The sequence below is a fragment of the Geodermatophilus sp. SYSU D00696 genome, assembly GCF_054050235.1.
Window position 1 is genome coordinate 132,684 of record NZ_JBJGYY010000003.1, and the last position, 25,716, is coordinate 158,399.

Below are 25,716 nucleotides of genomic sequence, written 5' to 3' on the forward strand. Positions count from 1 at the left end.
GCGGTGCCGTCGGGGGCTGCGGGAGTGGACGGGGGATGTCGCACGGCGGTGTGTCGGACGGTCCCGTTCGGCCCCTGCCGGGGCCTGCGTTCAGATGGCGCGGCGGCGCAGGCGGCGGCGCTCCCGCTCGGAGAGCCCGCCCCAGATGCCGAACCGCTCGTCGTTGGCGAGCGCGTACTCGAGGCACTCGGCCTTGACCTCGCAGCCGGTGCAGATCTTCTTCGCCTCCCGGGTCGAGCCGCCCTTCTCGGGGAAGAACGCCTCCGGGTCGGTCTCGGCGCACAGCGCGCGCTCCTGCCAGGACGCGACGTCGTCGGTCAGGCCCATGCCGAGCATCCCCATCAGCCCCTGGTCGGCGGACCCGGCACCCCGGCCGGTCCGGTCCGCCCCGCTGACGTAGTCACTCAGCCACGAGACCTCTGCCATGACGATGCGTCCCCTCTCGCTGTCGTCCGGGGCGTCGGGCACCGGGTCCGTCCCCGGCGCTGCCCCGCCCCTCACACCGCCGGAATTACACGCGTGTCGTTGCCCGAGCGTCAACTGCGCCCGGTGTAAGCGCTCGACCACAGCCGTCACACCCGTCACGGATCGTTCGTCACTTCTCGTGCACATACCCGACACGCCCGTCGAACAGTGGACAACTGACCATGGGGCACGATGACTTTCGTGGAGATCGTCGTGCTCGCCGGTGGCGTCGGAGGAGCCCGTTTCCTCACCGGCCTGCGGGACGTCGCCCCGCCGGAGTCGATCACCGCGGTGGTCAACACCGGCGACGACGTCACCCTGCACGGCCTGCGCATCTGCCCCGACCTCGACACCGTCGTCTACACCCTCGGCGGCGGCATCGACCCGGAGCGGGGCTGGGGCCGGGCCGGGGAGTCCTGGACGGTCAAGGAGGAGCTGGCCGCCTACGGCGCCGAGCCGACCTGGTTCGGCCTGGGCGACCGCGACCTCGCCACCCACCTGGTCCGCACCCGCATGCTCGACGCCGGCTACCCGCTCTCCGACGTGACCGCCGCGCTGGCCGACCGCTGGCGGCCGGGCGTCCGGGTGCTGCCGATGAGCGACCAGCGCGTGGAGACCCACGTCGTCGTCGACGACCCCGGCACCGGGCGCCGCAGCGCGATCCACTTCCAGGAGTGGTGGGTGCGCCACCGCGCCGAGCCGCAGCCGCACGCCTTCGTGCAGGTCGGCGCCGAACAGGCCCGCCCGGCGCCGGGCGTGGTCGAGGCGCTGGCCCGCGCCGACGCCGTCGTCCTGGCCCCGTCCAACCCGGTCGTGTCCATCGGCACGGTCCTCGGCGTGCCCGGCCTGCGCGACGCGCTGCGCGCCGCCCCCGGCCGCGTCGTCGGCGTCTCCCCCGTCGTCGCCGGCGGGGTGGTCCGCGGGATGGCCGACCGCTGCCTGCCGGTGCTCGGCGTCGAGGTCAGCGCCGAGGGGGTGGGCCGCCACTACGGGGCGCGGTCCGACGGCGGTCTGCTCGACGCCTGGCTGGTGCACACCGGGGATCCCGCCGAGGTGCCCGGCGTCGACGTGCGTGCCGTGCCGCTGCTGATGAGCTCGCCGGAGGCCACCGCCGCGATGGCCCGGGCCGCGCTGGACGCCGCCGGGGTCCCGGTCCGTGGCTGAGCCGCCCGAGGACGGCCTGCGGGTCCTGCCGGTCCGCGGGCTGCCGGAGTTCACCGCCGGCGACGACCTGGCCGCGGCGGTCGCCGGCGCCGCGCCCTGGCTGGCCGACGGCGACGTCGTCGTCGTCACCTCCAAGGTCGTGTCCAAGGTGGAGGGCCGGGTGGTGCCGGTGCCGCCGGGCGCCGATCGGGAGGCGGTCCGGCAGCGGGCCATCGACGCCGAGACGGTGCGCGTGGTCGCCCGCCGCGGGCCGCTGCGGATCGTCGAGACCCGGCACGGCTGGGTGGTGGCCGCCGCCGGCATCGACGCCTCCAACGTGCCCGGCGACGCCCTCGTCCTGCTGCCCGAGGACGGCGACGCCTCCGCCCGCCGCCTCCGCGCCCGGCTGCGGGAGCTGCTGGGCGTCGACGTGGCGGTGGTGGTCAGCGACACCTTCGGCCGGACCTGGCGGGAGGGGCTGACCGACGTCGCGGTCGGGTCCGCCGGCATCGCGCCGCTGACCGACCACCGCGGCGCGGTCGACGCGCACGGCAACCGGCTGGAGACCACGCAGGTCGCCGTCGTCGACGAGCTGGCCTCGGCCGCCGACCTGGTCAAGGGCAAGCTCGACGGCGTGCCGGTCGCCGTCGTGCGCGGGTTGGCCTTCGCACCCGTCGCCGAGGACCCCGGCGCGCGGGCGCTGGTGCGGCTCGGGCCCGGCGACCTGTTCCCCTACGGCAGCCGCGACCTGGTGGCCGGCCGGCGGCCCGGGGCCGACCTGGTGCCCCGCGACGGCGACCGGGAGGCGGTGGCCGCGGCGTTCCGGGTGGCCAGCGCTGCGCTGCCGGAGTTCCCGGTGGTGCTGCGGCACGGCGGAGAGGGCGACGGCGTCGTCGACGTGCACCTGCCCGAGCGGGCCACCACCACCGCGGCGGTCAACCTCGGGGCGCTGCTCGGGGCGGTGGTGGTGCAGCTGCACGCCGAGGGCTGGGCGACCCGCTGGGAGCCGGTGGGCACGCCGGGCGGTTCCTCCCTCGTCGGGAGGTTGTGGCTCGGCTCCCCCCGGGTCTGAGCACGCCGCCGTCGGTAGCGTCCGCCGTCATGCGCGGCATCATCCTGGCCGGGGGCACCGGCAGCCGTCTCTTCCCGATCACGCAGGCGGTCAGCAAGCAGCTGATGCCGGTCTACGACAAGCCGATGGTGTACTACCCGCTCTCCACGCTGATGATGGCCGGCGTCCGCGAGGTGCTGGTGATCACCACCCCGGGCGACCAGGCCGCGTTCCGCGCGCTGCTGGGCGACGGCAGCCGGCTGGGCATGCGGCTGGAGTACGCCGTGCAGGAGCGGCCCGAGGGGCTGGCGCAGGCCTTCCTCATCGGTGCCGACTTCGTCGGGGACCAGCCGGTGGCCCTGGTGCTCGGCGACAACATCTTCTACGGCGCGGGCCTCGGCACGGCGCTGGGCCGGCTGCCCGCACCCGACGGCGGGCACGTGTTCGCCTACCACGTGGCCAACCCGGCCGACTACGGCGTCGTGGAGTTCGACCGGGCGGGCCGGGTGCTGTCCATCGAGGAGAAGCCGGCCCGGCCCAAGAGCTCCTACGCCGTCCCGGGGCTGTACTTCTACGAGGCCGGGGTGGTGGACGTGGCCCGCTCGATCCGGCCCAGCGCCCGCGGCGAGCTGGAGATCACCGCGGTCAACGAGCACTACCTGCACGAGGGCCGGCTCACCGTCACCGTGCTCGACCGCGGCGCGGCCTGGCTGGACACCGGGACCTTCACCTCGTTGCGTCAGGCGACGGAGTTCGTGTCGGTGGTCGAGGAGCGGCAGGGCCTCAAGGTGGGCTGCATCGAGGAGGTCGCCTGGCGGCAGGGCTGGCTCGACGACGACGGCCTGCGCCGGGCCGCGGAGCCGCTGGCGAAGAGCGGCTACGGCGCCTACCTGCTCGGCCTGCTGGAGGACGGCCACCGCTGAGCTCGCCCGCCCCGCCGCGCCCCCGCCGGGATCAGGTGACCTGATCGTGGCGCGTCCTCCCTCACGGCCCACCGCGAGGGAGGACGCGCTACGGCGAGGGAGGACGGCGCGGGCGTCAGATGCGGCGGTGGTTCGTCGGCGCGGTCCGCGGGCCGCGCCGGGGCGGCATGCTCCCGCCCAGGCGCAGCAGCCGGACCACCCGCTGCCGGTGCCCGCGCCAGGGCTCGAGCAGCACCATCATCCCGTCGTCGTCGGTCTTGCGGCGGGCCAGCGACCAGCCGACCAGGTTCTTGAGGTGGTAGTCGCCGTAGCTGACCGTGTCGGGGCAGCCGTGGGTGCGCTGCACGACCTCCGCCGCGGTCCACACGCCGATCCCGGGGACGGTCCGCAGCCGCCGCTGCAGCGCCGGGGAGTCGCAGTCCTCGCCGGGCTCGAGGGCGTGGGCGACCGAGGCGACGTGCAGGAGCGCGCGCCGGCGGGCGCCGTCGAGGCCGCAGCGGTGCCACTCCCAGTCGGTGACCTCCCGCAGTCGACGGGGCGAGGGCAGCACCCGCATGCCCGCGGGGGCCGGTCCGGGCGCGGGGTCGCCGGCCAGCCGCAGCAGCGCCCGCCAGACGCGGTGCGCCTCGACCACGGTGACCTTCTGCTCGAGGACCGCCGGCACCAGCGCGTCCCACGTGCGGCCGGTGCGGCCCAGCCGCAGGTCGGGCGTGCGTCGGGCGAGCTCGCGCACCAGCGGGTGGCAGTCGGGGTCGAAGCCCGCCGGGTCGTCGTCCGCGCCCAGCCAGCCGGGCACCGCCGTGCCGGCCCACTCGGCGCCCGGCCCCCACGCCAGCACCCGCACCTCGCCGGCCCGGTGGGTGATCCGCACGGTCGCCGGGCCGCACGGGGTGGTCGTCGTCCGCCAGACGGCGTCCCCCTCCCACTGCATCGCCGGGTCGCCGGCGCTGCGCTGGTGCGGGTACAGCACCCCCCGGAGGTCGACCGGCCAGTCCGGCCGCCAGCAGTCGGCGAAGTCGGCGTCGGCGCCCGTGCCGGCAGACGCCGGTTCGGGGCGGGGTGCGGGTACCGGCGGGGTCGCGGCCGGCAGGGAGGTGGTCACGCGGGTCTCCGGGGAAGAGGGAGAGCGGTCCTGCGCCTCAGCAGGCGGTCGCGGTCAGCGCGGGGCCATGCGCAGGGCGCCGTCCATGCGGATGGTCTCGCCGTTGAGGTAGCCGTGCTCGATGATGCCGAGGGCCAGCTGCGCGAAGTCGTCGGGACGGCCCAGCCGCTTGGGGAACGGGATTCCGTTGGCCAGCGCCGTGCGCGCCTCCTCGGGCAGCCCGCCGAGCAGCGGGGTGTCGACCAGGCCGGGCGCGATGGTGCACACCCGCACGCCGACGCTGGACAGGTCGCGGGCCGCGGGCAGGGTCATCCCGACGATCCCGCCCTTGGACGCGGCGTAGGCGACCTGGCCGATCTGCCCGTCGAAGGCCGCGATCGAGGCGGTGTTGACCACGACGCCGCGCTCGCCGTCCTCCTCCGGCTCGGTGGCGGCCATCGCCGCGGCAGCCAGCCGCAGCACGTTGAAGGTGCCGACCAGGTTCACCATCACGGTGCGCAGGAACGGGTCGAGGTCGTGGGCGACGTTGCCCTTGCCCACGGTGCGCTGCGCCCAACCGATGCCGGCGCAGTTCACCGCGATCCGCAGCGGCCGGTCCTTGCCGGTGGCGTCCTCGACCGCCGCGGCCACCTGGCCCTCGTCGGTGACGTCGGTGCGGACGAAGGTCGTGTGCCCGCCCAGCTCGGCGGCCAGCGCCTTCCCCCGCTCCTCGTTGAGGTCGACGATGGTGACCGCGGTCCCGCGCGCGGCGAGTGCGCGGGTGGTGGCCTCCCCGAGGCCCGAGGCCCCGCCGGACACGACAGCTGCGACGTCGAAGCTCTGCATGCCCGGCATCCCACCACGCCCTCGGTGACGGAGGGGAACGGCCCTCCTGCGGGGTCCCGCTCCGAGCGAGAGCGAGGCGTGGGGCCAGGGGGTCCTCCATCAGCTGTAGCGGGGGCCGAAGCGCTCCTCGACGGCGGCCAGCAGCTGCTTGACCCGCTCGGCGTCACCCACGGGGCAGACCATCGTGACGTCGGCGGTGGCCACGACGACGCTGTCGCGGACGCCGACCAGCGCCACCAGGTGCCCGGGGTCGTCGCTGAAGACGATGTTGCCGGCGCTGTCGAGGGTCACCGCCAGCCCGCCGACGGCGTCCTCCCCCACCTGCGGCAGCGTCTGTGCCAGTGCCGGCCAGGAGCCGACGTCGAGCCACTCGACGTCGAGGTCGGCGACCAGCACCCGGCCCGGCTCGGTGGCCGCGGGCTCGAGGACCGCGTAGTCGACGCTCGTCTTCGGCAGCGTCGGGAAGACCTCGGCGAGGACGGCGTCGCGGGCCGGCCCGGCCGGGGCGGCCACCACCCGCGCCAGGCCCTCCGCCGTCGCGGGCAGGTGGTCGGCGAGCGCGTCGAGCACGGTGCGCGCCCGCCAGACGAACATGCCCGAGTTCCACAGGTACTCCCCGGACGCGAGGTAGCCCTCCGCGGTGGCGCGGTCGGGCTTCTCCTTGAACGCCGCCGCCTCGGCGACCCCGGGCACCTCGGTGGCGGGGCCGCGGCGCACGTAGCCGAACCCGGTGGCCGGCGCGGTGGGCCGGATGCCGAGGGTGACCAGCGCCCGCGGACGGACGGCGAGGGCGTCGTAGGCGGTGCCCAGCGCGGCGGCGAACCGCTCGACCGGCCGGATGACGTGGTCGGCGCTGACCACGGCGAGCTCGGCGTCGGGGTCGGCCTCGGCCACCAGCGCGGCGGCCAGCCCGACGGCGTTGGCGGTGTCGCGGGCCACCGGCTCGAGCACCAGGCGGTCGGGCCGCAGCCGCGGCAGCGCCGCCCGCACCCCGTCGCCGTAGCGCGCGGCGGTGCACACCCAGATCCGCTCGGCCGGCAGCACGGTCTCCAGCCGGGCGAACGCCTCGGCCAGCAGGCTGTGCGCGCCCCCGTCGCGGTCCTGGACGACGTCGAGCAGCTGCTTGGGCCGGGCCGACCGGGACAGCGGCCACAGCCGTGTGCCCGACCCGCCGGCCATGATCACCGCGTGTCTCATGCACCTGCCTCTCGACTGCCGCGGCCGACATCGTCGGCCCGGCGCTGGAAACGCGCGCCCGCGGCCACCCGGCCACTGACGTAGGAGACGAGCATCCGGCCGCCGAGTCCGACCCGGAGCGCACCCCGGAGCGGCGCATTCCACCGGCCGGGGTACCGGCCGGCGAGATAGCGCAGCGCGCTGGTGTGGTGGACCCGCTGCATGCGGTGCGGCTCGCGCCGGGTGGCGTGCCCGCCCTCGTGCACCACGACGGCGCTGGGCGCGTACACGTGCAGGTACCCGGCACGACCGAGGCGCTCGCCGAGGTCGACGTCCTCGAAGTACATGAAGTAGCCGGGGTCGAAGCCGCCGACCGCCCGGAACGCCTCGAGGTCCACGAGGAAGCACGAGCCCGACAGCCACCCGGCGGTGCGCTCGCGCGGCGCTTCCCGCTCGCGGCGGTAGCGCGCCGTCCACGGGTTGCCCGGCCAGACCCAGCCGAGCAGCGCGTGCCCGGCGCCGGTCGACAGCCGGGGCAGGTCGCGGGCGGAGGGGTAGAGCTCACCCGCGGGCGTGCGGATCGCCGGGCCGACGGTGGCCGCCCGCGGCCAGCGGGCGGCGACGGCGAGCAGCTCGTCGACGGCGCCGGGCTCGAGGCGGACGTCGGGGTTGGCCACCAGCGCGTACCGACCGGGCGCCCCGGCCAGGCCCGCGTTGACCGCGGCGCCGTAGCCGACGTTGCCCCCGGTGCGCAGCAGCCGGACGTGCGGGTGCTCCGCCGTGACCCGCTCAGGGACGCCGTCGGTGGAGCCGTTGTCGGCCAGCACCACCTCGACCGGGCGAGTGGTGGCCCCGGCCAGTGAGGTGACGAACCCCTCCAGCGCCTCACCGGGCGAGTACGTCACCGCCACGACACGCAGGACGTCGTTCAGGACAGCTCCTCGACGTCGTGGCGGACCATCGTCGCCACCATCTCCTCGAAGTCGACGGTGGGCGCCCAGTCCAGGCGCTCGCGCAGCCGCGACGAGTCGCCGACCAGGACCTCGGCGTCCGCGGGCCGGACCAGGCCGGGATCGGACTCGACGAGCGGCGCCCAGTCGTCGATCCCCACCTCGGCGAAGGCGGCCGAGACCAGGTCCCGCAGGCTGTGTGCGCGCCCGGTCGCGACGACGTAGTCGTCGGCCTCCGCCGCCTGGACGGCCAGCAGCATGGCGACCGTGTAGTCCGGTGCCCAGCCCCAGTCCCGCCACACGTCGAGGTTGCCGAGCACGAGCCGGTCGGCCCGGCCGGCCGCGATGGCGGCGACCCCGCGGGTGATCTTGCGGGTGACGAAGCGCTCGGGACGCCGCGGGGACTCGTGGTTGAAAAGCACCAGCGAACTCGCGTGCACACCTCGGGCGCGGTAGATGCCGACCGCCTGGTGCGCCACGGCCTTGGCCGCGCCGTAGGGGTTGACCGGACGGACCGGCGAGTCCTCGGTCACCGGCGTCCCGGCGCCACCGGCGAAGACCTCCCCGCTCGAGGCCTGGACGAGCCGGACGAGCAGACCGTCCTCCTGCCGGCGGCGGAGGTGCTCGAGCAGGGCGAGGACCGCCCGGCCGTTGACGTCGAGGGTGCCCACCGGGTCCGACCAGCTCGCCGCCACGCTGGACACGCCGGCGAGGTTGAACACCCAGTCCGGGGCGACCTCGTCGACCAGCGCCGTCAGCGACGCCGGGTCGCGGAGGTCGGCCCGGTGCGCGCACAGGGCGTCGCCGAGCGCGGCCAGGTGCGGCGGCAGCGGTCCTCCGCCCTCACCCGTGACCGTGCCGTGCACCTGGTGCCCGGCGGCGACGAGCTGCTCGGCCAGGTAGCCCCCGTCCTGACCACTGACCCCGGTCACCAGCGCGACGGCCATCTCAGCCGGCCAGGGAGCGCTGCTCCGCGAGGTCGGACTCGACCATCATCTGGACCAGCTGCTCGAAGCCGACCTTCGGCTTCCAACCCAGCTTCTCCTCGGCCTTCGACGCATCCCCGATGAGGAGGTCCACCTCGGCGGGTCGGACGAAGGCGGGGTTGAGCTTGACGTAGGGCTCCCAGTCGTCGACCCCGACGGCGCGGAAGGCGACGTCGAGCAGCTCGCGGATGGAGTGCGTCTCGCCGGTGGCGACGACGTAGTCGTCGGGCTGGTCCTGCTGCAGCATCAGCCACATCGCCTCGACGTAGTCGCCGGCGAACCCCCAGTCCCGGCGCGCGTCCAGGTTGCCCAGCTGGAGGTCCTGCTGGAGGCCGAGGTGGATCCGGGCGACGGCCCGGGTGACCTTGCGGGTGACGAACTCGGGCCCGCGGCGCGGGGACTCGTGGTTGAACAGGATCCCCGATGAGGCGTGCATCCCGTAGGACTCGCGGTAGTTGATCGTCATGTAGTGGCCGAAGACCTTGGCCACGCCGTAGGGCGAGCGCGGCCAGAGCAGGGTGGTCTCGCGCTGGGGGACCTCCTGGACCTTGCCGAACATCTCCGAGCTGGACGCCTGGTAGAAGCGGATCCGGCCCGGGTCGTCGCCGCAGGAGAGCCGGACGGCCTCGAGCATGTTGAGCACGCCCTTGCCGGTGACGTCCGAGGTGAGGTGGGCGTTCTCCCACGAGTAGGCGACGAACGAGATCGCCCCCAGGTTGTAGACCTCGTCGGGCTGGGCGGCCTGGACGGCGCGCAGCAGGCTGGACAGGTCGGTGAGGTCCCCGAAGAGCAGCTCGAGCCCCGGGATCTGCCGGGCGATCTCCACCTTGGGGTTGTTCTGCCCGCGGACGAGGCCGTAGACCTCGTAGCCCTTGCCGAGCAAGAGCTCCGCCAGGTAGAGACCGTCCTGACCGGTCACCCCGGTGATCAACGCGCGCTTCATGAACTGCTCCTTGAGACGGTGGTTGCCCGCCGATGCTCGCACGGCCCCGTGGGGGCGGTGCCGGGGCGGCGCACCTGCAGGGGTCCCTGGTGACCCTGTGGCCCACGGGGCAGACGAGCGGACCGGACGGGTCCGGCACACCTCGGGCAGCGGGGCTCGAGCGGGCCGCGACGGTATCGTCGGGTCCCGTGACCTCAGCGAGACCTGACCTCGTGGTCGTCGGCTCCGGCTTCTTCGGTCTGACCGTCGCCGAGCGGGTGGCCAGCCAGCTGGACAAGCGCGTGCTCGTCCTCGACCGACGCGACCACGTCGGGGGCAACGCCTACTCCGAGCCCGAGCCCGAGACCGGCATCGAGATCCACCGGTACGGCGCCCACCTGTTCCACACGTCCAACGAGCGGGTCTGGCAGTACGTCAACCAGTTCACCGACTTCACGAAGTACCAGCACAAGGTCTACTCGATCTACCAGGGCAAGACCTACTCCCTGCCGATCAACCTGGCCACGATCTGCCAGTACTTCGACAAGAGCTTCTCCCCCTCCGAGGCCCGGGAGCTCGTCGCGGAGCAGGCCGGTGAGATCGACACCGCCGAGGCGCAGAACCTCGAGGAGAAGGCGATCTCCCTGATCGGCCGTCCCCTCTACGAGGCCTTCATCCGCGGCTACACCAAGAAGCAGTGGCAGACCGACCCCACCGAGCTGCCCGCCGCGGTCATCGCCCGCCTGCCGGTGCGCTACACGTTCGACAACCGGTACTTCAACGACACCTACGAGGGCCTGCCCGTCGGCGGCTACACCGCGTGGCTGCAGAAGATGGCCGACCACCCGAACATCGAGGTGCGGCTGTCGACGGACTACTTCGACGTCCGCGACGAGCTGCCCGCTGACGTGCCGACGGTCTTCACCGGCCCGATCGACAAGTACTTCGACTACGAGGCCGGCGAGCTCGGCTGGCGCACGCTGGACTTCGAGACCGAGGTCCTGCCGATCGGCGACTTCCAGGGCACCTCGGTCATGAACTACGCCGACGAGGACGTGCCCTTCACCCGGATCCACGAGTTCCGGCACTTCCACCCCGAGCGGGACTACCCGGCGGACAAGACCGTCGTCGTCCGGGAGTACTCGCGCTTCGCCGAGACCGGCGACGAGCCGTACTACCCGATCAACACCCCCGAGGACCGCGCCAAGCTCGAGCGCTACCGGGAGCTGGCCAAGAAGGAGGCCGCCGAGAAGCGTGTGCTCTTCGGTGGCCGGCTGGGCACGTACAAGTACCTGGACATGCACATGGCCATCGGGTCGGCGCTGAGCATGTTCGACAACCGCATCCGGCCCTTCTTCGACGAGGGCGGCTCGCTCGACGGCCGCCTCGATGACTGACAGCGAGGACTGACTCCCATGACGACGACGCAGTCCCCGGTCTCCCCGGAGCGGGTCAGCGAGCTCTCGGCCGAGGACCTGGCCTCGGGCAAGGCGGTCACACTCCTGCAGCGGGTGATCCTGCCCCGTCCCGGCGACCCGCTGAAGGTCCGGTCGCTGTACGTGGACGAGGACCGGACCAAGCGGGCCAAGTCGGCGTCCCGCGCGGACGCCACCGTGGCCGCGGGCAACGAGGTCTCCTTCGCCACCTACTTCAACGCCTTCCCCGCCAGTTACTGGCGGCGGTGGACGGTGCTCCGCGAGGTGGTCCTCGGCATGACCGTCTCCGGCCCTGGCCGCATCGACGTGTACCGGTCCAAGGCCGACGGCAGCGTCATCCACGTCACCGGCGTGACCACGACCGGCGACGACCGGCGCTTGGAGTTCGCCCTGGACCTGACCCCGTTCGAGGACGGCGGCTGGTACTGGTTCGACCTCACCGCCGACGACTCTCCGCTGACCATCCGCGATGCCGCCTGGTACTCCCCGCAGGCTCCGGAGCGTGAGGCCCGGCTGTCCATCGGCATCTGCACGTTCAACCGCCCGGACGACTGCGTGGCGGCGCTGCAGGCCCTCGCCGGTGATGATCACGTACGCGAGCAGATCTCCACCGTCATCGTCGCCGACCAGGGCAGCAAGAAGGTGCGCGACGCCGCCGGGTTCGCGACGGCCGAGTCCGATCTCGGCGGCCGGCTGATGCTGGTCGCGCAGGGCAACCTCGGGGGCAGCGGCGGCTTCTCGCGGACGATGTACGAGAGCCTGACCCACACCGACGCGACCCACCACCTGCTGCTCGACGACGACGTCCAGATCGAGCCCGACAGCATCGCCCGCGTCCTCGCCTTCGCGCGCTTCGCCAAGACCCCCATGCTCGTCGGCGGCCAGATGCTGGCGCTGCAGGACCGCTCCGTGCTGCACACCATGGGCGAGGTCGTGGCCCCGGACAAGTTCTTCTGGCGAGCGGCGCCCAACACCGAGTACGCGCACGACTTCGCGAGGGACAGCCTGCGGAGGTCGCCGTCGCTCCACCGCCGCATCGACGTCGACTACACCGGCTGGTGGATGTGCCTGATCCCGCGTGAGGCGCTGGAACGGCTCGGATTCGCACTGCCCGTCTTCATCAAGTGGGACGACGCCGAGTACGGCATCCGCGCTCGGGAGAACGGTTTCCCCGTAGCCACCCTCCCGGGCGTCGCGGTCTGGCACCTGTCGTGGAGCGACAAGGACGACACCGCCGGCTGGCAGGCGTACTTCCACACCCGCAACCGCCTGGTCGCCGCCGCGCTGCACAGCCAGTACAAGCACGGCGGCACGCTGCTGCGGGACACCTTCAAGTTCGACCTCAAGTTCCTGATCATGTTGCAGTACGCCACCGCGGCGTTGCACCACCGGGCGTACGACGACTTCCTCGCCGGACCCGAGCGCCTCTTCCCGCTGCTGCCGACCGCGTTGCCCACGGCCCTGCGGCACCAGGGCGACCACCCCGACGGGGTCGTGCTCCCCTCCTCTTCGGACCTGCCGCTGCCCTCGTTGGGCGCGGTGAAGGCGGAGAGGTTCATGAAGCCGCCGACGACGCCGCTCACCATCGGCCGCACGCTGCTGGCGGCGATGGCGCACAACCTGCGGAAGCCGAAGCCCGAGAGCCAGGACCGGCCGGAGCTCAACATCAGCGCCCAGGACGCCCGCTGGTTCCTCCTCTCCCGCCTCGACAGTGCGACCGTCGGCACGGCCGACGGTCGCGGCGTCACCTTCCGCCGCCGGGAGCCGCGGACCTTCTGGGAGATGCTGCGGCACTCCATCCGGGTACACGCCCGGCTCTACCGCGAGTTCCCCTCGTTGGCGAGGCAGTACCGCGCCCACCTCGGCGAGCTCACGTCACCCCAGAGCTGGGAAAAGGCCTTCACCAGCGGCGAGGCCACACAGCGCTGATACAGCGATCCGGGACGAGGGGCCCACACCGGCCGGTGTGGGCCCCTCTCGTCGTGGGTCCGGCCCCGGTCATGGGCGAGTGAGCTGCTCCCGGCGGCCCGCGCGGGTCAACCGGCGCCACTCCCTCCACCCCGCGCGGTCACGACGGGAGACGAGGAAGAACCACCCGAAGCGAATCGTCTCCAGCGGCCGTAGCCAGCGCATGCCCGGCTGCGACATGAGGTAGCCACGGTTGCGGTAGGTGAAGTAGCGCTTCACCTCGTCGGCCGGGTACTGGGCCGACAGCCGCCCACCGAGGATCGGAGCGAACTCCGTCGTCCCCTCGGGGTGCAGGTAGGCCGCCTGCGGGCAGGTGCCGAAGCGCAGGCCGGCGCGCAGCATCCGCCGGTGGATCTCGGTCTCGTCGCCGCGGAAGAACAGCCGGTGGTCCGGGACGCCGACGACGTCGAGCGCCTCGGCCCGGAACAGCGCCCCGTTGAACAAGGAGGCGTAGTTCGGCAGCAGGTCCAGCCCGTCGAAGTCGCTCCGGCGGCGGCGCCAGGTCAGCCCCCGGCGCAGCGGGAAGGCCAACCGGTCGGGGTCGGCCATGTCGGTGACCAGCGGGCTGACCTCGGCCAACCCGTGCCGCTCCGCGGCGGCCAGCAGCGTGGCGAGCACGGTGTCGTCGGCGGGCCGGCCGTCGTCGTCGGCGCACCAGATCCAGTCCGCACCCGTGGCGAGGGCGTGCAGCATGCCGTAGGCGAAGCCGCCGGCGCCACCCAGGTTGCGCTCACTGGGCAGGTAGGTGGCGGGCAGCCCGCTGGCCGCGACGACGTCGGCAGCAGACCGGTCCGGGCCGTTGTCCACGACGACGACGTGGTCGACGCCGCGGCTCTGCGCGGCGATCGCGGCCAGGCTCTCGGCGAGCAGCTCCCTGCGGTGCCGTGTCACGACGACGGCGACGACGCGCTCCGACGACCGGCCCCCGCCTGCCGACGACGTCACGCGGGCTGGCCCTTGTAGGCGCGCAGCACGTCGTCGATGTCGCCCTGTTGCCTGATCCGGCCGTGCTCCATCCAGATGGCCGTGTCGCACAGCTCGCGGAGGAACTCGTCGGAGTGCGACGCGAACACCAGCAGGCCCGAGCGGTCGACGAGCTCCACCAGCCGCCGCTTGGACTTCTCGAGGAAGGCGGCGTCGACCGCGCCGATCCCCTCGTCGAGCAGCAGGATCTCCGGGTCGATGCTGGTGACCACGCCGAGGGCCAGGCGTACCCGCATGCCGGTGGAGTACGTGCGCAGCGGCATGTGCAGGAAGTCGCCGAGCTCGGTGAAGTCGGCGATGTCGTCGACGCGCTCCTGCATCTGCTTGCGCGTCATGCCGAGGAACAACCCGCGGATCATGATGTTCTCGAAGCCGGAGATCTCCGGGTCCATGCCCACGCCGAGGTCGAACACCGGCGCCACCCGGCCACGGACCTCCGCGATCCCGCGCGTGGGCTCGTAGATGCCCGACAGGAGCCGCAGCAGCGTGGACTTGCCGGCGCCGTTGTGACCGACCAGCCCGACTCGGGCGCCGTGCTCGAGGTGCACGGTGATGTCCCGCAGCGCCTCGATGACCGGCACCTTGGCGCCGCTGTCGATGTTGCCGCCGACCAGACCCATGACGGTCTTCTTCAGCGACCGGCTCTTGGCGTCGAAGATCGGGAAGTCGACACAGGCGTCCTTGGTCGTGATGCCGATCGAATAGGAGATGTCGGACACGTTCACACCCAGTAGGAGACGCGGGACCGGTAGCGGCGCAGCACGAGCAGTGTCAGCGCCCAGCCGACCACCGTGATGGCGAGGACGACCACCCAGTACCGCAGCAGCTGGTCCTGGCCCAGCAGCGGACGACGGATGATCTCGAGGAAGTGCAGGAACGGGTTGAACTCGGCCAGCCGTGCCCGTTCGGCGATGTCCGGGTTGGGGCTGTTCACCAGCTCGTCGTAGATCCAGACGATCGGCGTCAGGAAGAACGCCAGTTGCACCACGCTCTGCGTGATCGGCAGGATGTCGCGGAACCGTGCGGTGATGATGCCGACGGCGAGGGCCACCCAGACGCCGTTGAGGGCCAGCACCGCGAACGCCGGGACGGCGTACACCGCCGTCCACTTCAACGGCTGGGGGAAGACCAGGAGCATGACCCCGTAGACGATCAGGTTGTGCAGGAAGAACAGGGTCTGCCGCCAGACCAGCCGGTAGACGTGCACCGACAGCGGAGACGGCAGGTGCTTGATCAGACCCTCGTTGGCGATGAAGACCTCTGAGCCCTCGGTGATGCAGCCGCTGATGAAGGCCCAGACGATGAAGCCGACGAGGACGTGCGGCAGCAGCCGCTCCAGCGGGATGTCGAACAGGCCCGAGTAGAGGATGCCGAGCGCGACGGCGGTGACCGCCATGCTGATGGTGATCCAGACCGGGCCGAGGACCGAACGCCGGTAGCGCTGCCGGATGTCCTGCCAGCCCAGGTGCCCCCAGAGCTGGCGCTGGCGCCAGCCGCCGGAGAGATCGGCGAACGCGCTGCGCCACGGCCGGGTGTTGGACGTGACGGGCGGCGGCGCCGCGGGTGCGTCGAGGCTCATGTCAGGACTCTCTGGTTCTCAGACCCGTCCGGGTCGGGTGAGGCGGTAGATGCTCGTCTGCCGATCGCTGTAGACCAGCTCCAGCCCATCGACCTGGTCGAGATCGGTGAGACCCGCCGCCCGCGTCTGGCCGACGGCGGTGAAGCCCTCACTGATCACCACCCAGCGCACGTCCAAGTCCTCGACGGCTGTCTGGACGGCCTCGTCGGTGTCCAACTGGTTGAACTCCCGGAACAATAGGAGCCGGTCCTCGCCGATGTCCTCGGGTCGGTAGGGCGGCGTGATCGGTGACCGGAACACCAGCGGCAGCTGGTAGTACGCGAAGGACCACGCCGACCCGTCGAAGGGGTCGTTGAGGACGGCTCCACCGTCGTGCAGATCCGCCAAGACGGCATAGCCCCTCTGCTCCTCCTCGGAGAAGGTGGGGCCGTCGGTGTAGCCGAGCGCCACCCGTTCCTGGTTGCGAGGGAAATAGGCGAGGACCACCACTCCCGCCACGACGACCAGGACCAGCACCGGGACGAGTCGCCGTCCTCGTCGTCCTGCGGCTCCCGGCAGTTGTGCGATGAGGTCTCGCAGCCCGTCCGCGGCCACCTGCACGCCGACGGCGGCCACGATCACCGCCGGGACCGCGAACAGCGCTGCGAAACGCCAGCGGTCGTTCCACCACAGCGAGGTCAGCGACTGCTGGAGCGGCTCGTCGTACGCGGCGGCCATGACGTACAGGGCGGCGAACAGTCCGGTGGCCACGAGCAGCGACCAGCCCCGCCAACCGCAGCGGGGGGCCGCCAGCACACCGACCAGCAGGAGTGCGGCCAACGCCCACTGGGGGTGGGCCGAGTCCTGATTGAAGGTCAGCAACTGGCCGATTGCCTGACCCGGCGAGGCAACCGCTGGCCAGTCCACACCGCCGAGGCCGCCGCTCTGTCCTGTCAGCGAGGACACCAGCGGGGCGGACACGAGGGTGAAGACAGCAGCCGCGAACAGGACCCAACCCGCGTGCTGCAGCCGCTCGCGAGGCCCGGGGAGCCGCCGGAGGCAGACGAGCATCTGGGGTAGGCCCAGGACCACGGCGAGGAGGAGGCAGCCAACGCCGGCGGCCGGCTGCGTGTGGACGACCCCCAGCAACCCCAGGGCCGCAGCCACCGCAGTAGCCGAGCTCCCGTGGCGCGCCAGGAGCAGGATGAGCGCTGCCGCTGAACCGATGGCGGCCACCGCTGTGCCGAACGGCCACAGCGGCCCCCAGAAGAACAGGTCGTAGGGGAAGGCGGTGACCACCGTGGCGAGCACGAGGGCAGCGGCACTGACGACGGGGCGGCCAAACAGGACCCAGGCGAGCAGCCCCGCCCCAGCGGCGAATACCCCCGGCAGCACGGCGAGAACTGCGTTGATCGCGACCGGCACCGACCCGGCACCGAGGTCGACCAGCAGTGCTGCGACACCGTGGAAGACGTCGGGGTAGTAGAACGCGTCGTTCTCCGGCTGGGCCAGGGGCGCGAGATCGGCGGGAGCGATGTCGCCGTGCTCGGCAATCCAGCGGACGGCATTGGCGTGGAACATCGCGTCCCAGTACTGCTGCGGTCGCTGCAGACCCTGGCTGGCCCGCACGACCAGGTACGCGGAGACCGCCGAGACCACCGCCCACAGCGCGAGGACGGCGGCGTGCCCCGACCACGGGCGCCACCGCGCCGCGCGGGTCCCCGTCCTGTCCGGCGCGTCCGTGACGCCCCGCCGCCACGGACGGCGAGCGGCGGTCAGGCCGATCAGGACGACCAGCAGAGCGAGGCCGACCGTCGTCGGCTCCCACCGCACCCCGGCGGCCCCGAAGACCACTGCGACGCAGGCGTACAGGCCCAATGACAGCGCCGGCGCCGCCCCCAGGGCGGACGCACCCCTCATGCCCAGGGCCGACGCAGCGATCGCTCCCGGCAAGAAGAGGAGGAGGCCAGCGGCGGCGACGGCGAGCCCGGCGCTCACTGGGCTCGGGAGGTCGACAGGGCACCGCGGGGCATGGGCCCAGGGTAGCCAGGGAGGTGCACGCCGACGCGGAGGCGGACGGACCGGTCACCCCCACCCGACACGCTCGTCTCAGCCGTACCAGACGCGCGGCCCCTCCGCGGGCGTCCAGGTGATCCGCCCGTGCTCGAAGGTGCTCACGAAGCCACCCGGGACCGCCGTCTCGTCACTGGTCGGGTACCCGAGCCGGCTCTTCTCCGCGCCCAGGTCGCGGTACAGGGCGCCGATGCCCCCGGCCACGTAGTGCGGTCCCGTGCGCGCGCTCCAGTAGACGACGCCGCCCTCGAACGACTGGACGATCCCGCGACCGTCCGCGAGGCCCCGTTCGTCGGTGAGGGGATAGCCCAACCGGCTGGCTTGCGCGCCCATGGCGGTGTACAGCCCGCCGATGCCCCCGGTGACCTGCATGCCCCCCGTGGCGGCTGTCCAGTAGACGGCCCCCCTCTGGAACCGCTGCCGGAAGCCGCGGTCGTCGCCGAGGTACTCCTCCCCGGCCACCGGGTAGGCCAGCCGCCCCGCGTCGGCGCCGAGACGCTGGTAGGCCAGCGCGATACCACCCGCCACGACCTGGCCACCGGTCCGCTCGGTCCAGTACACGTCACCCCCCTGGAACCGCTGGCGGAAGCCACCGGTCACGGCGAGGTGCTCCTCTCCGGACAGCGGGTACCCGAGTCGGCTCTGCTGCCCGCCGAGCCGGTCGTAGGACACCTTCATCCCACCGACGACCGCGGTGCTCGGTGTGTCGAGCGACCAGTAGACGTCGCCGCCCTCGAAGTGCTGGACGACGCCGCGCCCGCCGGGCAGCCCGATCTCCCCGCTGGTCGGGTAACCGAGCCGGCCGGCTTCCCAGCCGCTGCGGATCCAAAGCGCCCGGATGGCGTTGACGACCACCTGGGACCCGGTGGCCGGTGACCAGTAGATCGAGGCGTGGGGGAAGTGGTTGTAGACGCCGCCACCGCCAGGGACGACCAGCTCGTCGGTCGTCGGCAGGCCCAGCACCGGCGGGCCACCAGTCCCCAGGTAGGCGGCGAGGTTGCCGTTGACGAGAAAGTGCGTCCCGGTCTCCGCTGAGGAGTACATCCGACCTCGATCGAAGGGCTGCCAGCGGTACCCGCCGCCGTCCTGCTCCGGTCCGGTGGGCGCGCCCAGGGCGACCCGCACGCTCGCGTCGGCCAGGTAGCGGGAGCCGATGGCGGTGCCGGGGTCCACGGACGTACTCAGCGTGCGAGCCACCTTGGCGCGGATCTCGGGCAGCCTGGCGTACCCGTAGCGGCCCGGACAGGCGGTCGAGCCGACGTCGCGGTGGCCGAAGACCGTCGGCAGCGTCACCGGTGTCCCGGAGGCGTACCGGGCCGTCCCGCCTCCGCCGGAGATCAGGGTCGTGGTCCCGGTGGGGTCCACGCCGTACAGCGAGAACTTCCACGCGATGATCGCGGCGACCGCGTCGACCATCGGCTGGGTCGTCGCCACCGTGTCGTAGTTCCCGAGCATCGACACCCCGAAGGTGCCGCTGTTGAAGCCGCCCGCGTGGGCGCCGACGACCGTGCTGGCCAGACCGCCGGAACGGCCCTCCCACAACCGGCCGAACCTGTCGGCGACGACGTTGTAGCCGATGTCGCCCCAGCCCAGGCTGACGGTGTGGTAGCGGTAGATCGACCGCATCATCGCCGGCACCTGGTCGACCGTGTAGCCGTTCGCATCCGCGGTGTGGTGCAGCGTCGCGGCCTTGATCGTCGGGGCGTACTGAGGAGCCCACGTGCGGATGGACTCGTCGGCGCCCCACTGCGCGCGTGAGTAGACCGGGGGCATGGCCAGCGCCGCGTCGGCGGTGTCCTGGATGTCGGGCGTCTCCAGCGCGGCGTCGGCTGCACTCTCCCCGGGGTCGACCAGGTCGAGTCGGACGTCGGTCGGCGCCGCACCCGACCGGGTCACCAGCTCGACCTCGACACCGGTGCTGGGGCCGGTCCACAGCGGCGCGGTGCCGGCCCGGCGCGGCTCTCCATTCCCGACGGCGGGCTGTCCCGCGTCCTGACCAGCGTCCTCCGGACCGACCTGCGCCCACTCGCCCCAGGGCTCGTCGCCGCTGCGGACCCGGACCTGGACGGCGACGTCGACGACGGCCGGGTCCGGCGCCCAGGTGACGCCGACCAGGGAGAACTCGTCGGTCGACTCCCGGGTGACCGTGAGGACCGACGCGGTGTCCGGCACCCCACTCACGGGCTCGGTGGTCCCCTCCTGGACGTCGGCCTCCGGCGCGGGGTCCTCCACGGAGCCCAGCGGGACCTCCTCGACCGAGGTCTGGACCGGCTCGGCCCCCGGCTGGGGAGCCGCGTAGACGGGCAGGACCAGAAGGGTGCTGGTGACCGCTACGAAGGCGAGCAGTCCCGCGAACAGGCGACGCACGACAGGGAGCTCCAGGACTCGACGACTCGAGGGTTGTGCCAGGAGGTGCGACACCCGCACGACCCGGTCATCTCGTCATCGGCAGGCAGGTGCGCTCTCGTGACCGGAACCGCCCGTGAGACCTGGCGGGCCGGGACGAGCCACCCGCTCGCCCCGGCCGGAGCCCTCTCAGGCCGCGGACTGCCCCCGAGACACGACCGGGGACACCTGCGTGACGGGCATCCGGGCCGGGACCCCGGGATCGGCGATGTCGACGCGGGGGCGGTCCTTGCGCCCGAGACCGAGGATGGACACGAAGAGGCTGTTGAGGACCACCTGCGCGCCCAGGATGAGGCCGATCATCGCGACGACGACGATGCGGATCTGTGTCCCGGTGTCGAGCGCGCCCAGACCGGCCTGTCCCCACCTGACGAGCGAGACGACCCCCGCGACGACGCCGATGAGGAAGAGGAGACCGCCGGTGACCAGCCCCACCTCGAGGGTGAAGCGGCGGAAGAGCCGGGTCATGCGCGGATCCGGTGGCAGGAAGCCCTCCTCGATCGCGTAGACCTTGGTCAGCAGCCAGAAGGCGATCGCCTGGCTGCCGATCAACAGGGCGGCGGCCGCGTAGCCGAGCGTGCCGATGTCGAAGGTCGCCGAGCCGATGGTCACCGGGGTGAACAGCAGCACCGCCGTGGCGAGCGCACCGACGCCGGCCAGGGCGAAACCAGGGAAGAGGAAGAGCCACCGCGGCGCGTAGAGCAGCAGGAAGCGGAGGTGACGCCAGCCGTCCCGGAAGCTGCGCAGGTGCGGGGGCCGGCTGCGCCCGTCCTTGCTCAGCGTCGTCGGGACCTCGGCGATGCGGTGTCCGGCGAGGACGGCGCGGACCACGACCTCGGAGGCGAACTCCATGCCCGTCGTGTGCAGGTCGAGTTCGAGCAACCGCTGGCGGTTGAAGCCGCGCAGGCCGCAGTGGAAGTCCCCGACGCGGGCCTTGAAGAAGAGCCGACCGATGAAGGACAGCACCGGGTTGCCGACGTAGCGGTGCAACGGCGGCATCGCGCCGTCGGCGATGCCACCCGCAAAACGGTTCCCCATGACGAGGTCGGCGCCGGCCCGCAGTTCGGCGACGAAGGGCCCGAGGTCGGAGAAGTCGTAACTGTCGTCCGCGTCGCCCATGACCACGTAGCGGCCGCGTGCGGCCCGGATGCCGCCGAGCAGGGCGTTGCCGTAGCCCTTCTCGGTCACCGGCACGACCCGCGCGCCCTCGGCCTCGGCGATCTGTTGCGAGCCGTCGGTGCTGCCGTTGTCGGCGATGACGACCTCACCGCTCACGCCGCTGCGCTCGAGGAAGCCGCGCGCCTTGCGGATGCAGACCGCCAGCGTCTCCGCCTCGTTGAGGCAGGGCATGACGATGGACAGCTCGATCTCGGTGTCGTGGGCACCCACAGGTGCAGCTCCTCGGGCTCGTGGTGAGAACAGGGCCACGGTAAGCGGCCACACCGCGGACACGCCCGAACGTCGCCGACGACTGTGACGGAAGTGTCACGAGTGCTGGAACAGCACGCCGCCTCGCGGTGGAGACCGGAGCACTGCGCCGGGCCCGGGTCGCCGACGATCTGCAGAGCATATTCCGGGCAGGCAGCGCCCTCGGCCGGAGCCGGTGAGCCACGCGGGGCCCGGACCCGTCGGGTGCCCCTGTGACGGCCGTGCCCGGTGGGGCAGTGCACGACCAGGCGGGCGGCCGGTGCCAGACGGGCACGCGCGCCGAGACGGAGCGTTCCCCCGTGTCGCGGACCGCTTGCCGCCACCGGCCGCCCCTAACCTCGATCGCGTGAGCCGAGACCGCAACGAGCCCTCGGGCCGGCCGCTCCCGGCGCGGCTCGACCCGCGTGCCGGTCGCCCGTCCCGCCCGCGCAGCAGCCGGGGCGCCACGGGCGAGGAGGCCGTGCCGCGGGGCGCTCGCAGCAGCGCCACGGCCGGCGAGCCGCGCCGCCGGGGAGGCCGCGCTGCCGTCGCGGCCCGCCCGCTCGCCGTCGTCCTGTCGGTGCTCTTGCTCGCCGGCAGCGGCTGGGGCTGGTACCTCGGCCGGGTCGCCGAGGCCACGGTCAACCGCACCGACGCCATCCCCACCGACGGCAACGCCGACACCGGGGGCGCCCCCGAGGCGATGAACCTGCTGCTGGTCGGCAACGACAGCCGCGCCGCGCTCACCCCCGAGCAGCTCGCCGAGCTCACCGCCGGCTCGGACTCCGGGATCAACACCGACACGATGATCCTGGTGCACGTCCCCGCCGACGGGTCGCGCGCCTCGTTCGTCTCCTTCCCGCGCGACTCCTACGTCGAGATCCCCGGCTACGGGATGGACAAGCTCAACGCCGCCTACGCCCACGGGTACGCGGAGGTCGACGACTCCGCGCCGGAGGAGGAGCGCCAGGCCGGCGGCGCACAGCTGCTGGTGCGCACGATCAGCCAGCTCACCGGTCTGCAGATCGACCACTACGCCGAGGTCGACCTGCTCGGCTTCTTCAACCTCACGAGCGTCGTCGGCGGCGTCACGGTGAACCTGTGCGAGGCGGTCGACGACTCGGGGTTCTCCGGCGCGGTCTTCCCCGCCGGCGAGCAGACCATCTCCGGCGCCGAGGCGCTGGCCTTCGTCCGGCAGCGGCACGGACTGCCCCGCGGCGACCTCGACCGGATCGTCCGCCAGCAGGTGTTCATCGGCGGCGTCCTGCGCAAGATGCTCTCCGAGGACGTGCTGCTCGACCTGGGCAAGCAGCGACAGCTGGTGCAGGCGGCGTCGGAGTCGCTGACCATCGACCGCGACCTGGTGCTGCTCGACCTCGCCCAGCAGATGCAGGCGGTGGCCGCCGACAGCATCGAGTTCCAGACCGTGCCCATCGTCGGCGACGGCCGCGACGAGCAGGGCCGCTCGATCCTCGAGCTGGCCGACGAGGACACGCTGCACGAGTTCTTCGCCGACCTCTCCGCCGAGCCGGAGGTCCCGGCTGCACCCGAGACCGAGGCCCCGGCCACCGTGGCGCCGTCGCAGGTGTCGGTGGAGGTCTACAACGGCTCGGGTACCTCCGGACTGGCCGCCGAGGCCGCTGCCGAGCTCGAGGCCGCCGGCTTCGCGGTGACCTCCACCGGCAACGCCGACAGCAGCGACTACGAGCAGACCGTCGTCCGGCATGCCGCCGGCGACGAGGCGCTGGCGACGACACTGGCCGGGCAGGTGCCCGGAGCCACTGCCGAGGTCAGCGAGGACGCCGCGAGCGGCACCGTGCAGCTGGTCCTGGGCAGCGACTTCAACGGCATCGGGCAGCCGACCACGCCGCCCGCGCCGGCCGGCGAGACCACCGCCGAGGTCCCCCGGACGGCAGCCGACACCAGCTGCATCAACTGAGGGACGCATCCCCGACCAGGCCGGCTGGGAAGCTCGGCACATGAGCCCTGCGCCGAGGACCCCGTCGGACCTGCTCGCCGGGGTACTGCGGCACGCCCCCTCCGCTCCCCTGGTCACGGCCTACGACGACACCAGCGGCGGGCGCGTCGAGCTCTCCGCCGCGACGCTGGCCAACTGGGTGGCCAAGACGGCCAACCTGCTGCAGGACGAGTTCGACGTCGGCCCGGGCAGCACGGTGGCCGTCGTGCTGCCGGTGCACTGGCAGACCGCCGCGGTGCTGCTCGGGGTCTGGAGCTGCGGCGCCGCGGTGCTGGACACCGCCGCCGAGGACGACGGCAGCCTCGACGCCGCCGACGTCGTCCTCGCCGCCCAGGACCGGCTCGCCCCGCTGGAGGAGCAGGACCTGCCCGACCTGCTCGGCCTCTCCCTGCACCCGCTGGGCCTGGGCATGGCCGGGTACGCCGGACCCGCCCGCGACTTCGCGCTCGAGGTGCGCGGCCACGGCGACGTCTTCACCCCGTACGTCCCCCCGGACCCGGACTCCCCCGGCCTGTCCGCCGGCGGTCTGCAGCTGACCCTCGGCGGGCTCGCGGCCGCCGCCGGGGAACTCGCCGGGCGGCTGGGGATCGCGGCCGGGGACCGGCTGCTGGTCGACGAGCGGACCGCCGCGGAGGCCGGCCCCGTGGCCTGGCTGCTGGCGCCGCTGGCCGCCGGCGCCTCCCTGGTGCTGTGCCGGGACACCGATCCCGCCACGCTGCGCGGCCGGGCGGAGGCCGAGCGGGTCACCGCTACGCTCGGCGTCCGGATCGAGGGCATCCGCGAGCTGGGCCGGCCCGCCTGAGGCGGCCGGCCCGCCGCGCCGGGAGAGACGGTGGTCAGCTGATGGACGGGGTCGCCTGATGGACAAGGTCGTCGCGAGCACGCGGGAGGCGGTGGCCGACATCACCGACGGCGCCGTGCTCGCCGTCGGTGGGTTCGGCCTGTGCGGCGTGCCGATCCGGTTGATCGACGCGCTGCTCGAGCAGGGCGCGCGGGACCTGGTCACGATCTCGAACAACTGCGGGGTCGACGACCAGGCGCTGGGCGTGCTGCTCTACGCCGGTCGGATCCGCCGCACGATCAGCTCGTTCGTCGGCGGCAACAAGGAGCTCGCCCGCCTGTACCTGTCCGGCGAGCTGGAGGTCGAGCTGACCCCGCAGGGCACGCTGGCCGAGCGGCTGCGCGCCGGCGGTGCCGGCATCCCCGCCTTCTACACGCCCACCGGCGTGGGCACGATGGTCGCCGACGGCGGCATCCCGGTCCGCTACGACGCCGACGGGAACGTCGTCGAGACCAGCGCGCCCAAGGAGACCCGCGTCTTCGACGGCGTCGAGTACGTGCTCGAGACCGCGCTGACCGCCGACTACGGCCTGGTCCGCGCCGCGGTCGGCGACCGGCACGGCAACCTGGTCTTCCACGAGTCGGCGATGAACTTCAACCCGCTCGCCGGCATGGCCGGGCGGATCACGATCGCCGAGGTCGAGGAGCTGGTCGAGCCCGGCGAGATCCGCCCCGAGCACGTGCACCTGCCCGGCGTCTTCGTCGACCGGGTGGTCGTCGTGGGCCCGGAGGGCAAGCGGATCGAGCGCCGCACCACCCGTCCCCGGCCGGCCGCCGGCACCGACGACGCGCCCCTCGCCGCCGCCGGCGAGGAGGCCACCGAGGAGAGCGCCCAGTGACCCTGACCCGCGACCAGCTCGCCGCCCGCGTCGCCCAGGAACTCGAGGACGGCGCCTACGTCAACCTCGGCATCGGCATGCCGACCCTGGTGCCCAACCACGTCCCCGACGGCGTGCACGTGGTGCTGCACTCGGAGAACGGCGTCCTGGGCGTCGGGCCCTACCCCGTCGAGGGCGAGGAGGACCCCGACCTCATCAACGCCGGCAAGGAGACGGTCACGATCCTGCCGGGCGCGAGCTTCTTCGACTCGGCCACCAGCTTCGGGATGATCCGCGGCAAGCACCTCGACCTCGCCATCCTCGGCGCCATGCAGGTCAACCCCCGCGGCGACCTCGCCAACTGGCTGATCCCCGGGAAGATGGTGAACGGCATGGGCGGGGCGATGGACCTCGTCCACGGCGCCCGCCGCGTGGTGATCATGATGGAGCACGTCGCCCGGGACGGGTCGCCGAAGCTGGTCGAGGAGTGCTCGCTGCCGCTGACCGGCAAGGGCTGCGTGGACCGCGTGGTCACCGACCTCGCCGTCGTCGACGTCACGCCCGGGGGCTTCGTACTCCGCGAGGTCGCCCCCGGCGTGACCCCCGACGAGGTGGTCGAGAAGACCGGCGCCCCGCTGACCGTCCCCGGCGACGTCCCGACGATGGCGCTGCCGGCGACCGTCTGAGCACCCCCGCCCGCCCCCG

General features: G+C 73.0%; 22 protein-coding genes. 9 read left to right on the forward strand and 13 right to left on the reverse strand.

Annotated features, from left to right (window positions below):
* Window positions 1–90 precede the first annotated feature (90 nt).
* Window positions 91–342 carry a WhiB family transcriptional regulator gene (locus ACI79O_RS03720; protein WP_176449815.1) on the reverse strand — a complete coding sequence of 84 codons (252 nt, stop codon included), beginning with the start codon at window positions 340–342 and terminating at the stop codon, window positions 91–93.
* Window positions 343–657: 315 nt separating this feature from the next.
* Between ACI79O_RS03720 and cofD the strand changes: the two genes are divergently transcribed.
* The 3 genes from cofD to rfbA are packed head-to-tail and all read left to right on the forward strand — an operon-like array spanning window position 658 to window position 3,582.
* Complete coding sequence (gene cofD, locus ACI79O_RS03725; protein ID WP_456887801.1) at window positions 658–1,629, forward strand: 2-phospho-L-lactate transferase; 972 nt, start codon at window positions 658–660, stop codon at window positions 1,627–1,629.
* Window positions 1,622–2,680 (forward strand): coenzyme F420-0:L-glutamate ligase, encoded by a 1,059-nt coding sequence (locus ACI79O_RS03730; RefSeq protein WP_456887799.1) that lies wholly within the window; start codon window positions 1,622–1,624, stop codon window positions 2,678–2,680. The genes cofD and ACI79O_RS03730 overlap by 8 nt, the downstream gene beginning before the upstream one ends.
* Window positions 2,681–2,709: 29 nt before the next feature.
* A complete protein-coding gene (rfbA, locus tag ACI79O_RS03735) occupies window positions 2,710–3,582 on the forward strand; it encodes a glucose-1-phosphate thymidylyltransferase RfbA (RefSeq protein WP_456913399.1) in 873 nt (290 codons plus the stop codon).
* 115 nt (window positions 3,583–3,697) lie between these two features.
* Here rfbA and ACI79O_RS03740 read toward each other — a convergent pair whose 3' ends face one another.
* From ACI79O_RS03740 to gmd, 6 genes are all read right to left on the reverse strand, one after another.
* Window positions 3,698–4,684 (reverse strand): DNA-3-methyladenine glycosylase family protein, encoded by a 987-nt coding sequence (locus ACI79O_RS03740; protein WP_456913400.1) that lies wholly within the window; start codon window positions 4,682–4,684, stop codon window positions 3,698–3,700.
* Window positions 4,685–4,738: 54 nt separating this feature from the next.
* Window positions 4,739–5,509 carry an SDR family NAD(P)-dependent oxidoreductase gene (locus tag ACI79O_RS03745; RefSeq protein WP_456887793.1) on the reverse strand — a complete coding sequence of 257 codons (771 nt, stop codon included), beginning with the start codon at window positions 5,507–5,509 and terminating at the stop codon, window positions 4,739–4,741.
* A 99-nt stretch (window positions 5,510–5,608) separates the two neighbouring features.
* Window positions 5,609–6,706, reverse strand: a complete 1,098-nt coding sequence (locus ACI79O_RS03750; RefSeq protein WP_456913401.1) for a mannose-1-phosphate guanylyltransferase — start codon at window positions 6,704–6,706, stop codon at window positions 5,609–5,611.
* On the reverse strand, window positions 6,703–7,596 hold the full coding sequence (locus tag ACI79O_RS03755; protein ID WP_456913402.1) for a glycosyltransferase family 2 protein: 894 nt from the start codon (window positions 7,594–7,596) through the stop codon (window positions 6,703–6,705). Before ACI79O_RS03755 ends, ACI79O_RS03750 begins: the two co-directional genes overlap by 4 nt.
* Window positions 7,597–7,613: 17 nt before the next feature.
* Window positions 7,614–8,582, reverse strand: coding sequence for a GDP-mannose 4,6-dehydratase (locus ACI79O_RS03760; protein ID WP_456887787.1), 969 nt, complete (start codon window positions 8,580–8,582; stop codon window positions 7,614–7,616).
* 1 nt (window position 8,583) lies between these two features.
* On the reverse strand, window positions 8,584–9,564 hold the full coding sequence (gene gmd / locus ACI79O_RS03765; RefSeq protein WP_456887786.1) for a GDP-mannose 4,6-dehydratase: 981 nt from the start codon (window positions 9,562–9,564) through the stop codon (window positions 8,584–8,586).
* A gap of 188 nt (window positions 9,565–9,752) precedes the next feature.
* Between gmd and glf the strand changes: the two genes are divergently transcribed.
* Both glf and ACI79O_RS03775 read left to right on the forward strand, forming a co-directional pair.
* Complete coding sequence (gene glf, locus ACI79O_RS03770; RefSeq protein WP_456887784.1) at window positions 9,753–10,940, forward strand: UDP-galactopyranose mutase; 1,188 nt, start codon at window positions 9,753–9,755, stop codon at window positions 10,938–10,940.
* Between the two features lie 18 nt (window positions 10,941–10,958).
* Window positions 10,959–12,908, forward strand: coding sequence for a glycosyltransferase (locus ACI79O_RS03775; RefSeq protein WP_456913403.1), 1,950 nt, complete (start codon window positions 10,959–10,961; stop codon window positions 12,906–12,908).
* A 69-nt stretch (window positions 12,909–12,977) separates the two neighbouring features.
* Here the strand turns inward: ACI79O_RS03775 and glfT1 are convergent, their stop codons facing one another.
* The 6 genes from glfT1 to ACI79O_RS03805 all read right to left on the reverse strand — a co-directional run bounded on the left by glfT1 (window position 12,978) and on the right by ACI79O_RS03805 (window position 21,357).
* Complete coding sequence (glfT1, locus tag ACI79O_RS03780; RefSeq protein ID WP_456913404.1) at window positions 12,978–13,892, reverse strand: galactofuranosyltransferase GlfT1; 915 nt, start codon at window positions 13,890–13,892, stop codon at window positions 12,978–12,980.
* Window positions 13,889–14,656 (reverse strand): galactan export ABC transporter ATP-binding subunit Wzt/RfbE, encoded by a 768-nt coding sequence (wzt, locus tag ACI79O_RS03785; protein WP_456887779.1) that lies wholly within the window; start codon window positions 14,654–14,656, stop codon window positions 13,889–13,891. The genes glfT1 and wzt overlap by 4 nt, the downstream gene beginning before the upstream one ends.
* Window positions 14,653–15,510 carry a galactan export ABC transporter permease subunit Wzm/RfbD gene (gene wzm / locus ACI79O_RS03790; RefSeq protein WP_456887777.1) on the reverse strand — a complete coding sequence of 286 codons (858 nt, stop codon included), beginning with the start codon at window positions 15,508–15,510 and terminating at the stop codon, window positions 14,653–14,655. Before wzm ends, wzt begins: the two co-directional genes overlap by 4 nt.
* An 18-nt stretch (window positions 15,511–15,528) precedes the next feature.
* On the reverse strand, window positions 15,529–17,487 hold the full coding sequence (locus tag ACI79O_RS03795) for a DUF6541 family protein (RefSeq protein ID WP_456887775.1): 1,959 nt from the start codon (window positions 17,485–17,487) through the stop codon (window positions 15,529–15,531).
* 111 nt (window positions 17,488–17,598) lie between these two features.
* Window positions 17,599–19,929, reverse strand: coding sequence for an N-acetylmuramoyl-L-alanine amidase (locus ACI79O_RS03800; protein ID WP_456913405.1), 2,331 nt, complete (start codon window positions 19,927–19,929; stop codon window positions 17,599–17,601).
* A gap of 168 nt (window positions 19,930–20,097) precedes the next feature.
* Window positions 20,098–21,357, reverse strand: coding sequence for a glycosyltransferase family 2 protein (locus ACI79O_RS03805; RefSeq protein WP_456887771.1), 1,260 nt, complete (start codon window positions 21,355–21,357; stop codon window positions 20,098–20,100).
* Between the two features lie 385 nt (window positions 21,358–21,742).
* On the opposite strand from ACI79O_RS03805, the gene ACI79O_RS03810 reads away from it, so the two are divergent.
* The 4 genes from ACI79O_RS03810 to ACI79O_RS03825 are packed head-to-tail and all read left to right on the forward strand — an operon-like array spanning window position 21,743 to window position 25,697.
* Window positions 21,743–23,314 carry an LCP family glycopolymer transferase gene (locus ACI79O_RS03810; protein ID WP_456913406.1) on the forward strand — a complete coding sequence of 524 codons (1,572 nt, stop codon included), beginning with the start codon at window positions 21,743–21,745 and terminating at the stop codon, window positions 23,312–23,314.
* Window positions 23,315–23,354: 40 nt separating this feature from the next.
* Complete coding sequence (locus tag ACI79O_RS03815) at window positions 23,355–24,155, forward strand: TIGR03089 family protein (RefSeq protein WP_456887766.1); 801 nt, start codon at window positions 23,355–23,357, stop codon at window positions 24,153–24,155.
* A 58-nt stretch (window positions 24,156–24,213) separates the two neighbouring features.
* Window positions 24,214–25,032: a CoA transferase subunit A gene (locus ACI79O_RS03820; RefSeq protein WP_456887763.1), complete on the forward strand. Its 819-nt coding sequence runs from the start codon at window positions 24,214–24,216 to the stop codon at window positions 25,030–25,032.
* On the forward strand, window positions 25,029–25,697 hold the full coding sequence (locus ACI79O_RS03825) for a CoA transferase subunit B (protein WP_456877188.1): 669 nt from the start codon (window positions 25,029–25,031) through the stop codon (window positions 25,695–25,697). Before ACI79O_RS03820 ends, ACI79O_RS03825 begins: the two co-directional genes overlap by 4 nt.
* Window positions 25,698–25,716 lie beyond the last annotated feature (19 nt).

Coding starts and splice junctions, on each gene's coding strand:
- ACI79O_RS03775 (WP_456913403.1), top strand. CDS start 10,959: ATGACGACGACGCAGTCCCCGGTCTCCCCGGAGCGGGTCAGCGAGCTC.
- ACI79O_RS03815 (WP_456887766.1), top strand. CDS start 23,355: ATGAGCCCTGCGCCGAGGACCCCGTCGGACCTGCTCGCCGGGGTACTG.
- rfbA (WP_456913399.1), top strand. CDS start 2,710: ATGCGCGGCATCATCCTGGCCGGGGGCACCGGCAGCCGTCTCTTCCCG.
- ACI79O_RS03820 (WP_456887763.1), top strand. CDS start 24,214: ATGGACAAGGTCGTCGCGAGCACGCGGGAGGCGGTGGCCGACATCACC.
- wzm (WP_456887777.1), bottom strand. CDS start 15,510: ATGAGCCTCGACGCACCCGCGGCGCCGCCGCCCGTCACGTCCAACACC.
- ACI79O_RS03720 (WP_176449815.1), bottom strand. CDS start 342: ATGGGGATGCTCGGCATGGGCCTGACCGACGACGTCGCGTCCTGGCAG.
- gmd (WP_456887786.1), bottom strand. CDS start 9,564: ATGAAGCGCGCGTTGATCACCGGGGTGACCGGTCAGGACGGTCTCTAC.
- ACI79O_RS03760 (WP_456887787.1), bottom strand. CDS start 8,582: ATGGCCGTCGCGCTGGTGACCGGGGTCAGTGGTCAGGACGGGGGCTAC.
- cofD (WP_456887801.1), top strand. CDS start 658: ATGACTTTCGTGGAGATCGTCGTGCTCGCCGGTGGCGTCGGAGGAGCC.
- ACI79O_RS03745 (WP_456887793.1), bottom strand. CDS start 5,509: ATGCAGAGCTTCGACGTCGCAGCTGTCGTGTCCGGCGGGGCCTCGGGC.
- ACI79O_RS03750 (WP_456913401.1), bottom strand. CDS start 6,706: ATGAGACACGCGGTGATCATGGCCGGCGGGTCGGGCACACGGCTGTGG.